Source organism: Streptomyces sp. BoleA5 (assembly GCF_000373665.1).
Lineage (GTDB): Bacteria > Actinomycetota > Actinomycetes > Streptomycetales > Streptomycetaceae > Actinacidiphila.
In genome coordinates this window covers 49093-59247 of the sequence record NZ_KB892126.1, presented here as the reverse complement: position 1 = coordinate 59247, position 10155 = coordinate 49093, and the positions used below count along the sequence as shown (strand labels likewise).

Genomic DNA, 10155 nt, shown 5'->3' with positions numbered 1-10155 from the left:
TACACGCCGACCTTGCCGACGGCCGTGTCGAACACCGGCCAGCCCAGGTTGCCGGGCTTGAAGTAGTACTTCTCCCAGAAGCCCTTGACCTGCGGGATGTGGTGCTTGCGGTACTTGCCGAGATAGCTGCCGTCGGCGTCGATGACGGCGGCGGTGTTGTAGTAGAAGCCCGACTGCTCGATCTCGTAGACCGGGACGACCATCACCATGCGGAGCTCCTTGGCGAGCGCCTGCATCCGCACGATCGTCGGGCCGTCCGGCACCGGTTCCGCCCAGCGGTAGTGCTCGGGTTCCTGCACCTGGCAGAAGTACGGGGCGTTGAACACCTCCTGGAAGCCGATGACCTGCGCCCCCTGGGCCGCGGCCTCACGCGCGTACCGCTCGTGCAGGTCGGTCATCGACTCCTTGTCGCCGGTCCACTTCGTCTGGACGAGCGCGGCGCGCACTACTCGGCTCATCGGTCTTCCCTCCGACGTCGCGGCAATGAGCGGGCCGCGGAGGCGAACTCCGGGCCGCTTTACGGCTGACATTAGGAGCCGCGCCGAGCGGGGTGCAGTACCACGGTGTAACGCGCTGGGGCCCCCGGCGTTCCGCCGCGTCACCTGCGCGGACGCCGCCCACAGCTGTGTCAGGGGCGGTCGCGCGGCAGGTGAAATCGGCGTTTCGTCCCCGGCGCGGGCGTTACCGGCCGGTGTCCCCGAGCCACCGACAAGAAATACGGGCTGGACAAAATAATTTGTCGGTGGGATGGTGGAGCCATGTTGGACGTGAGCGTGATCGAGGACTCGGCGGCCGCCGCCGCCACCCTGGACCCGGTACGGGCCCGCCTCCTCGCCGAACTGGCGCAGGGGCCCGCGTCGGCGGCCATGCTCGCCGCCCGGGTCGGCCTGCCCCGGCAGAAGGTGAACTACCACCTGCGGACGCTGGAGGCGCACGGCCTGGTGGAGCTGGCCGGCGAGCGCCGCAAGGGCAACGTCACCGAACGGCTGATGCGGGCCACCGCGGCCTCGTACGTGATCTCCCCACTCGCGCTGGCCGCCGTCCAGCCGGACCCGGGGCGCTTCCGCGACCAGTTGTCCGCGCGCTGGCTGCTGGCCGTCGCCGCCCGCCTCGTCCGCGACGTCGGCACTCTGATCACCGGCGCGGCCAGGGCCCGCAAGCGGCTCGCGACCTACGCCCTCGACGGCGAGGTGCGCTTCGCCTCCGCCGCCGACCGGGCCGCGTTCGTGGAGGAGCTGACCCGCGGGGTGAGCGCGCTGGTCGCCAAGTACCACGACGCGGACGGCGAGGGCGGTCGCGAGCACCGCATCGTGGTCGCGCTCCACCCCACCGTGAAGGAACCCGGTCCCGTGTCCGGGCCCCCCGCGCAGTCCCCGGCGGCCGTCGCGGGACAGGCGCCGGCCGCCGTCGAGGAGTCCCCGTGAGCGGAATCCCCATGGACGGCCCGTGACCCGCCGCGTCCGGCCCGGCACCGCCGAACACGACCCCGCCCTCCACCCCCCACCCACCACGCCGTCCGGGCACCCGGCCCCGTCCCACGAGAAGCGAGCAGCACCATGTCCAAGGAATTCGAGATCGTCCGCGAGTTCGAGACCGAGGCCGGCCCGGAGGAGGTCTGGGAGGCCGTCACCACCGGCTCGGCAGGCTGGCTGTGGCCCCAGGAGTTCGAGCCGCGCAAGGGCGGCGCCGCGTCCTTCGGCGGCACCCTCACCGCCTGGGACCCGCCGCACCACCTGATCGCCCGAGCGGAGGGAATCACCGCCGGGAACCAGACCTTCAACCAGGTCGAGCACGTCATCGAGGAGCGCGAGGGCGGCGGTGCCTGGGTGCGCTACGTGCACAGCGGCGTCTTCGTCGACGACTGGGACAACCAGTACGACGGCGCGAGCAAGCACACCGACTTCTACCTGCACACCCTGCGCCAGTACCTGACCCACTTCACCGGGCGCCCCGCCGCCTTCGCCACCGTGAACGGTCCCGCCGCGTCGACCGCGCCGGACGCCCTCGAGGTCGTCGCCCGCGCCCTCGGGGTGCCGGACGACGCCGCCGAGGGTGCCACCGTGCGTGTCGAACTGCCCGGCACCGGGCCGGCGGAGGCCGTGGTCGACTACCGCGACCGCTACTTCGTCGGCCTGCGGACCGGCGGGGCGATGTACCGGGTCTTCGGCCGCAACCACTTCGGCGCGCCGGTCGGCGTCAGCGTGCACGACTTCGCACCCGGCGCCGACGGCCGGCGGACCGGGGAGCGCTGGCAGACCTGGCTGGACGGCGTCTTCGCGTAAGCGCGCGCCCCACCGCGCCCCGTCGACACGGGACCGCCCCGGCTGGATCACCAGCCGGGGCGGTTCGCGTCGTGCGGTGTTACGGGCGTGCCGCCCGTCGCGTCAGGCGAGGGTCGCCAGCGCCTCGTTGAAGGTCGCGGACGGACGCATGACGGCCGCGGCCTTGGCCGGGTCCGGCTGGTAGTAGCCGCCGATCTCGGCCGGGGAGCCCTGCACGGCGATCAGCTCGTCGACGATCACCTGCTCCTTGTCGGTCAGCGTCTGGGCGAGCGGGCCGAACGCCTTGGCCAGCTCCGCGTCGTCCGTCTGCCCGGCCAGCTCCTGGGCCCAGTACATCGCCAGGTAGAAGTGACTGCCGCGGTTGTCGATGCCGCCGAGCTTGCGGCTGGGCGACTTGTCCTCGTTGAGGAAGGTGCCCGTGGCGCGGTCGAGGGTGTCGGCCAGGACCTGGGCGCGGGCGTTGCCCGTCGTGGTCGCCAGGTGCTCGAAGCTGACCGCGAGCGCGAGGAACTCGCCGAGGCTGTCCCAGCGCAGGTAGTTCTCCTTGACCAGCTGCTGCACGTGCTTGGGCGCGGAGCCGCCGGCGCCGGTCTCGAAGAGGCCGCCGCCGTTCATCAGCGGCACGACCGAGAGCATCTTGGCGCTGGTGCCCAGCTCCAGGATCGGGAACAGGTCGGTCAGGTAGTCGCGCAGCACGTTGCCGGTGACGGAGATCGTGTTCTCGCCGCGGCGGATGCGCTCGAGGGAGAACTCGGTGGCCTCGACCGGGGACTTGATCTCGATCTGCAGGCCCTCGGTGTCGTGCTCCGGGAGGTACTGCTTGACCTTGGCGATCAGGTTCGCGTCGTGGGCGCGGGTCTCGTCCAGCCAGAACACCGCCGGGTCGCCGGTCGCGCGGGCGCGGGTGACGGCGAGCTTGACCCAGTCCTTGATCGGCGCGTCCTTGGTCTGGCAGGCGCGGAAGATGTCGCCCGTGGAGACGGCCTGCTCCAGGACGACGTTCCCGGCCTGGTCGACCAGGCGGACGGTGCCGGTGTGCTGGATCTCGAAGGTCTTGTCGTGGCTGCCGTACTCCTCGGCCTTCTGCGCCATGAGGCCGACGTTGGGCACCGAGCCCATCGTGGCCGGGTCGAAGGCGCCGTGCGCACGGCAGTCCTCGATGACGGCCTGGTAGATGCCGGCGTAGCTGCTGTCCGGGAGCACCGCGAGGGTGTCGGCCTCCTGGCCGTCCGGGCCCCACATGTGGCCGGAGGTGCGGATCATGGCCGGCATGGAGGCGTCGACGATGACGTCGCTCGGGACGTGCAGGTTGGTGATGCCGCGGTCGGAGTCGACCATGGCCAGGGCCGGGCCCTCGGCCAGCTCGGCCTCGAAGGAGGCCTTGATCGCCGCGCCGTCGGCCAGGGACTCGACGCCCTTGAGGATGCCGCCGAGGCCGTCGTTGGGGGTGAGGCCGGCCGCCGCGAAGGCCTCGCCGTACCGGGCGAAGGTCTTGGGGAAGAAGGCGCGGACCACGTGGCCGAAGATGATCGGGTCGGAGACCTTCATCATCGTGGCCTTCAGGTGGACCGAGAACAGGACGTCCTCGGCCTTGGCGCGCGCGACCTGCTCGCCGAGGAACTCGCGCAGCACGGCGACGCGCATGACGGAGGCGTCCACGACCTCGCCCGCGAGCACCGGCACGGACTCGCGCAGCACGGTGGTCGTGCCGTCGTCACCGACCAGCTCGATGCGCAGGACGCCGTCCTCGGCGATGACGGCGGATTTCTCGGTGGAACGGAAGTCGTCGGCGGTCATGTGCGCGACGTTCGTCTTGGAGTCGGCCGACCACGCGCCCATGCGGTGCGGGTGCGCCTTGGCGTAGTTCTTCACCGACGCGGGGGCGCGGCGGTCGGAGTTGCCCTCGCGCAGGACGGGGTTGACGGCGCTGCCCTTGATCTTGTCGTAGCGGGCGCGCACGTCCTTGTCCTCGTCGGACTTGGCGTCGTCCGGGTAGTCCGGCAGCGCGTAGCCCTGCGCCTGCAGCTCGGCGATCGCGGCCTTCAGCTGCGGGATCGAGGCCGAGACGTTCGGCAGCTTGATGATGTTCGCGGCCGGGGTCCTGGCGAGCTCGCCGAGCTCGGCGAGGGCGTCGGCGATGCGCTGGCCCTCCTCCAGATACTCGGGGAAGCTGGCGATGATGCGCCCGGCCAGGGAGATGTCACGGGTCTCCACGGCGACTCCGGCCGTGGACGCGTACGCCTGGATCACGGGCAGGAACGAGTACGTCGCCAGCGCCGGCGCCTCGTCGGTGTGCGTATAGATGATGGTCGAGTCAGTCACCGGGTGCTCCGCTCCACGTCTGCAACATTGCTCGACATCAAGATATCTCGTGAGCGGCGACCACTCGAATGGACCCTCCCGGCGGGCGGGCACCGCCCACGGCACCGTCCCCGGGGCCGGGCCGGAGCCGCCGGGGACCCTGCGGGCCGCGCTCATGGGGCCCGCCCGGATACTTGGGGGCGCAACTGTGGTGTTCCACCACATGGGAGCGTGACGTGGCCGTTTCTACGGTGTGGCGACATCGGAAACGTCCCCGTCCCCCGCCCGGAAGTGGTGACCATGGCAACCCCGGCACCCGCGCCCACCGCACCCGGCTCGCTCCGCAGAATCGTCGCGGCGAGCCTCATCGGCACCACCATCGAGTGGTACGACTTCTTCCTCTACGGCTCCGCCGCCGCGCTGGTCTTCAACAAGCTGTTCTTCCCCAATGAGGAACCCCTGGTCGGCACCCTGCTGTCGTTCCTCACCTACGCGGTCGGCTTCGCCGCCCGCCCGGTCGGCGCCCTCGTCTTCGGCCACTACGGGGACCGCCTCGGCCGCAAGCGGCTGCTCGTGCTGAGCCTGCTGCTCATGGGCGGGGCGACCTTCTGCATCGGCCTGCTGCCGACGTTCGGCACGATCGGCGTCGCCGCCCCGGTGCTGCTCACCATGCTCCGGCTGGTGCAGGGCTTCGCACTCGGCGGCGAGTGGGGCGGCGCGGTGCTGCTGGTGTCGGAGCACGGCGACGCGAACCGTCGTGGCTTCTGGGCGTCGTGGCCGCAGACGGGCGCGCCGGCCGGCCAGCTGCTCGCCACCGGCGTGCTGTCCGCGCTGACCGCGCTGCTCTCGGACGACGCGTTCACCTCGTGGGGCTGGCGCATCCCGTTCCTGCTCTCGGGCGTCCTCGTGATGGTGGGGCTGTGGATCCGGCTGTCGGTCGACGAGTCGCCCGTGTTCAAGGCGGCGCTGGCCAAGGCGGAGGCGCGCAAGGCCGAGGAGTCCGCGATCGAGCGGCTGCCGCTGGTGTCGGTGCTCCGTGACCACTGGCGGGACGTCCTGGTGGCGATGGGCGCCCGCATGGCGGAGAACATCAGCTACTACGTCATCACCGCCTTCGTGCTCGTCTACTCCGTCGAGCACGCGGCCCTGGGCAAGCAGACCGCGCTCAACGCCGTGCTCATCGCCTCCGCGGTGCACTTCGCCGTGATCCCGGCCTGGGGCGCGCTCTCCGACCGCGTAGGGCGCAGGCCGGTGTATCTGCTGGGTGCGGCGGGCGTGGGACTGTGGGCCTTCCCCTTCTTCGCACTGATCGACACGAGGAGCTTCCCCGCGCTGCTGCTGGCCGTCACGGGCGGTCTGGTGCTGCACGGCGCGATGTACGCGCCGCAGGCGGCCTTCTTCTCGGAGATGTTCGCGACCCGCATGCGGTACTCCGGCGCCTCGATCGGCGCCCAGTTCGCCTCCGTGGCCGCGGGCGCCCCGGCGCCGCTCATCGCGACCGCGCTGCTCACGGCCTACGACAGCTCGGTGCCGATCTCGCTGTACGTCATCGCCGCCGCCCTGCTGACGCTGGTCGCGGTCGGGGTGGCCAAGGAGACGCGCGGCCGGGACCTCGACTCCCTCGACGGCGGGACGGCGCAGGACGCCCCGCTGGTCCGGTCCGGCCGGGCGGGCTGACCCGGGGCGGCCGCCGACCGCACCCTCGATGCGTGGACCCCGTCGCTGTCGGTGGCGGGGTCTACTGTCGTGACCGTGGGTGACGGGAGAGTGGTGACGGGGGTGCTGCACCATGTGGAGCTGTGGGTCGCGGATCCGGAGCGCGCGGACGCCGAGTGGGGCTGGCTGCTGGGCGAGCTCGGCTACGTCCCGTACCAGCGGTGGGAGGCGGGCCGCAGCTGGCGGCTGGGGGCGACCTATATCGTCGTCGAGCGGTCGCCGGATCTCGTCGCGGGGCGGCACGAGCGCCGCAGGGCGGGGCTGAACCACCTCGCCTTCCACGTGGCGGGCCGCGCGGAGCTGGACGCGCTGGTGACGCGCTCGCGGCTGCACGGCTGGACGTTGATGTTCCCCGAGCTGCACCCCCACGCCGGCGGCGAGGAGCACTACGCCGCCTATCTGGAGAACGGCGACGGGTTCGAGGTGGAGCTGGTCGCGGGCGCGGATCAGTCCTGATCCGCGGGGCCTGGCGGGTCCGGCCGCCCGGCCGCGAGCCGGTGCAGGCGCAGCGCGAGCTGGATCTCCAGTGCGCGCTCCGGGGACTGCCAGTCGGCGCCGAGCAGGTGGGAGACGCGCTCCAGGCGCTGCGCGACGGTGTTGACGTGCACGTGGAGGGCGTCCTTGGTGCGCACCGGGCTCATGCCGCTGGCGAAGTAGGCGTCCAGGGTGCGCACGAGATCGGTGCCCCGGCGTCCGTCGTAGTCGGCGACGGCGCCGATCGTGCGATGCACAAAGCCGTCGACGTCGCGCGACCCGGTCAGCAGCAGGCCGAGGAAGCCGAAGTCGTCGCCCGCGGCGCCCTCCCCGGCCCGGCCGAGGGCGCGCAGCGTGTCACCGCAGCGCTGCGCCTCCGCGTAGGCCAGGGCGACGGCGCCGGGAGCGCCGGCCGGCGTGCGGACGGGGCCCGAGGCCCCCACGGTGACGGCCGCCTGGACCGCCGTGCCCAGCTGCTGGGCGATGCGGCGGGCGGTGGCGGAGGCGTCGGAGCCCGGCTCCAGCGGGAGCATCAGCACCGTGCCGCCGTCGCGCGCCGCGGCCAGGCCCCTCCGTGTGGCGGCGAGGTGGGAGGCGGCCGACCAGAGCCGCTGCCGGTCGGCGGCGGCCCCGGCGTGCTCCTCGTCGACGCGGGCGGCGAGCACGATGTGCGGGGCGTCGAGGTCGGCGCGGAGCCTGCCCGCGCGTTCGCGCAGCAGTCCCGGGTCGCGGTGGGGGGCGTCGAGCAGGTCGTCCAGGAGTTCGCCGCGGAAGCGCTGCTCGGCCTCGGCGGCGGTGCGCCGGGCGAGCAGCAGCAGGGACGTCACCATCGCGGCCCGCTCCAGGGTGCGCTGGTCGACGGGGTCGAGCCCGGGGTGGCCGTGCAGCACGAGGGCGCCCAGCAGTTCGCCGCCCGCGGTGACGGCGGCCGTCCAGGTCTCGCCCTGCCGAACGGCGTGGCCGTCCTTCCGGGAGCGGGCGACGGCGTCGGCGAGCGCGTCGGGGACGGGGTCGCGCTCGGTGCCGACGACCCGCACCGTCCCGGAGAGCACCTCGGCGACGGCGTCCGCGACGTCGTCCACGCCGCCGCCGCGCAGGACGAGCTCGGTGAGCCGGTCGTGCACCTCGGAGGCCCGTTCGAGCACGGCGCTGTGGTTGCGGATGGTCTCGTTGGCGGTGCCGAGGTCGGCGAGCGCGGAGCGCGTCTCGTCCAGCAGGTTCGCGGTGTCGATGGCGACGGCTGCGAGCGAGGCGAGGGAGGCGAGCAGGGCGATCTGGCCGCGTTCGAAGACCCGGGCCCGGCGGTCCGCGGCGTACAGCACACCGATGACTCCGGTGCCCAGGACGAGGGGCACGCCGAGGATCGCCACCAGGCCCTCGTCGTGGACGGCCGAGTCGATCGGGTGGGTGTGCCGGAAGCGCTCGTCGTCGAAGTAGGACTCGGTGACGTAGGGCAGGGCGGTCTGGGCGACCAGGCCGCCGAGCCCCTCGCCCATGCCGAGCCGCACCCGCTGGAACTCGGCGGAGACCGACCCCTCGGTGACCCGCATGTAGGTGTCCCCGGCCTTGCGGTCGATCAGGCTGAGATAGGCGACGTCCGTGCCGAGCAGCGATCTGGCCCGCTGCACGATGGCCTGCAGCACCGAGTCCAGGTCGCGCAGCCCCGCGAGGTCGCCGGCCGTCTCGAAGAGTGCCGACAGCTCGGCCTCGCGCCGCCGCCGGTCCTCCAGCTCCGCCCGCACGCGCAGGGCCAGCAGCTTGGCCTGCTCCATCTCCGCGAGCACGGCGGACGCCGCGCCCTCCGCCCGGGCCGCGAGGACCGGCCGCTCGTACTCCTCTGCCGGTGCCCCGCGGGCGAGCAGCCGCAGGAAGGGCGCGTCGGAAGGGCTGTGGGGGGCCATGGTTCCGCCGTGGTCGTCGGGGGCTTCGTGTGGGTCGTGCGACACGTTGTCAGGGATACCGGCAGATCAGTGCGCCGTCCATCCACCGTCCATGCTGAGCGAGGCACCGGTGATGAAGGACGCCTGCGGCGAGCAGAGGTAGGCGGTGAGTTCGGCGACCTCCTCCGGCTCCACCAGCCGCTTCACGGCGGAGTCGGCGAGCATGATCTCGGTGACGACCCGCTCCGGCTCGATGCCGTGTGCCGCCGCCTGGTCGGCGATCTGGCGCTCGACGAGCGGGGTGCGCACATAGGCGGGGCTGATGCAGTTCGAGGTGACGCCCCGCGCGGCGCCTTCCAGGGCGGCGGTCTTGGAGAGCCCCTCGAGCCCGTGCTTGGCGGAGACGTAGGCGCTCTTGTAGGCCGAGGCCCGCAGTCCGTGGACGGAGGAGATGTTCACGATCCGGCCCCAGCCCTGCCCGTACATGTGCGGCAGCGCCCCGCGGATCAGCCGGAAGGGGGCCTCCAGCATCACCCGCAGCACGGTGGCGAAGACCTCGGGCGGGAAGTCCTCGATGGGGCGAACGAGCTGCAGCCCGGCGTTGTTGACCAGGATGTCGGTGCCCTCGGCGGCCTGCTCGGCGGCGTCGAGGTCGGTCAGGTCCAGGGTCAGGGTCTCCACGGCCCCGGGGCGGCCGCCCGCCGCCGCCTGTTCCGCGAGCTCGGCCAGGCCTTCGGCGTCCCGGTCCGCGGCCCGCACCTTGGCGCCTGCGGCGGCCAGACGCAGGACGCACGCGCGGCCGATGCCGCCGGCGGCACCGGTGACGAGCGCGGTGCGTCCGTCCAGGTCCGGCACTACGGACGGCGGGACGGAATCGGCTGCGGGACGGGGCGCGGGGGGCGTGAGCGTCATGCACTGCAGGCTAGGCAGCACGCGGGCCCCGACCGATGTGTGCGCCGCCCACACTCGCCGCACCGCCCGTGGGGGCCGCGCACACTCACTCCGGTGGCGGTCCGGCGGGCTCGAACCAGGTGGGGCCGTCGGACAGCGCGTGCTTGAGCCGCAGCCGCCCGTGGTTGTCGAGGTCGGGCAGGCCGTCCACGTCGAACCAGCCGACCTCAAGCGACTCGTCGTCCGCGACCCGGGCCTGCCCGCCGACGGCCCGGCAGAGGAAGGTGATGTCCACGTACTGGCAGCGATCCCCGTTCGGGTAGAGGACCGGGTCGATCGTCTGGACGAGGACGACACGCTCCGCGACCGCCCGCACCCCGGTCTCCTCCAGCACCTCGCGGACGGCGGTCGCGGCGGGTTGCTCGCCGGGTTCCGCGATACCGCCGATGAGGGACCAACGGCCGTTGTCCGCACGCCGGTTCAGCAGGACGCGGCCGTCGTCGTCGAGGACGACCGCCGTGACACCGGGCAGGAGCAGCTGCCGGTGGCCGACGAGGGCCCGCAGCTCGCGAAGGAATTCGGGAATCGGCACGACGCCGAGCCTACGTCCT

At 72.7% G+C, this 10155-nt stretch carries 9 protein-coding genes; 4 read left to right on the top strand and 5 right to left on the bottom strand.

What is annotated here, in order from left to right; all coding sequences use genetic code 11:
* A partial coding sequence (locus B085_RS0132040; protein WP_026251670.1) for a nitrilase-related carbon-nitrogen hydrolase occupies window positions 1–458 on the bottom strand: 458 nt, incomplete at its 3' end.
* A 300-nt stretch (window positions 459–758) separates the two neighbouring features.
* Here B085_RS0132040 and B085_RS0132035 point away from each other — a divergent pair.
* A complete protein-coding gene (locus tag B085_RS0132035; RefSeq protein ID WP_018562701.1) occupies window positions 759–1424 on the top strand; it encodes an ArsR/SmtB family transcription factor in 666 nt (221 codons plus the stop codon).
* 132 nt (window positions 1425–1556) lie between these two features.
* Window positions 1557–2282: an SRPBCC family protein gene (locus B085_RS0132030; protein WP_018562700.1), complete on the top strand. Its 726-nt coding sequence runs from the start codon at window positions 1557–1559 to the stop codon at window positions 2280–2282.
* Window positions 2283–2384: 102 nt separating this feature from the next.
* Here B085_RS0132030 and B085_RS0132025 read toward each other — a convergent pair whose 3' ends face one another.
* A complete protein-coding gene (locus B085_RS0132025; protein ID WP_018562699.1) occupies window positions 2385–4604 on the bottom strand; it encodes an NADP-dependent isocitrate dehydrogenase in 2220 nt (739 codons plus the stop codon).
* 279 nt (window positions 4605–4883) lie between these two features.
* On the opposite strand from B085_RS0132025, the gene B085_RS0132020 reads away from it, so the two are divergent.
* Window positions 4884–6260, top strand: coding sequence for an MFS transporter (locus B085_RS0132020; protein WP_018562698.1), 1377 nt, complete (start codon window positions 4884–4886; stop codon window positions 6258–6260).
* Between the two features lie 75 nt (window positions 6261–6335).
* Window positions 6336–6755, top strand: coding sequence for a VOC family protein (locus B085_RS0132015; RefSeq protein ID WP_234018711.1), 420 nt, complete (start codon window positions 6336–6338; stop codon window positions 6753–6755).
* On the opposite strand, the gene B085_RS0132010 is transcribed toward B085_RS0132015, so the two are convergent.
* From B085_RS0132010 to B085_RS0132000, 3 genes are all read right to left on the bottom strand, one after another.
* Window positions 6746–8674, bottom strand: coding sequence for a helix-turn-helix domain-containing protein (locus B085_RS0132010; protein WP_018562696.1), 1929 nt, complete (start codon window positions 8672–8674; stop codon window positions 6746–6748). The genes B085_RS0132015 and B085_RS0132010 overlap by 10 nt on opposite strands.
* Before the next feature lie 66 nt (window positions 8675–8740).
* The gene (locus B085_RS0132005; RefSeq protein ID WP_026251668.1) at window positions 8741–9565 is read right to left on the bottom strand and encodes a 3-hydroxybutyrate dehydrogenase; all 825 of its coding nucleotides are present in this window, start codon (window positions 9563–9565) and stop codon (window positions 8741–8743) included.
* 85 nt (window positions 9566–9650) lie between these two features.
* Window positions 9651–10136, bottom strand: coding sequence for an NUDIX hydrolase (locus tag B085_RS0132000; RefSeq protein ID WP_018562694.1), 486 nt, complete (start codon window positions 10134–10136; stop codon window positions 9651–9653).
* Window positions 10137–10155: the final 19 nt, after the last annotated feature.

Excerpts from the sequence above, each read along its gene's own strand:
- B085_RS0132030 (WP_018562700.1), top strand. The coding sequence starts at position 1,557 with ATGTCCAAGGAATTCGAGATCGTCCGCGAGTTCGAGACCGAGGCCGGC.
- B085_RS0132020 (WP_018562698.1), top strand. The coding sequence starts at position 4,884 with ATGGCAACCCCGGCACCCGCGCCCACCGCACCCGGCTCGCTCCGCAGA.
- B085_RS0132005 (WP_026251668.1), bottom strand. The coding sequence starts at position 9,565 with ATGACGCTCACGCCCCCCGCGCCCCGTCCCGCAGCCGATTCCGTCCCG.
- B085_RS0132010 (WP_018562696.1), bottom strand. The coding sequence starts at position 8,674 with ATGGCCCCCCACAGCCCTTCCGACGCGCCCTTCCTGCGGCTGCTCGCC.
- B085_RS0132035 (WP_018562701.1), top strand. The coding sequence starts at position 759 with ATGTTGGACGTGAGCGTGATCGAGGACTCGGCGGCCGCCGCCGCCACC.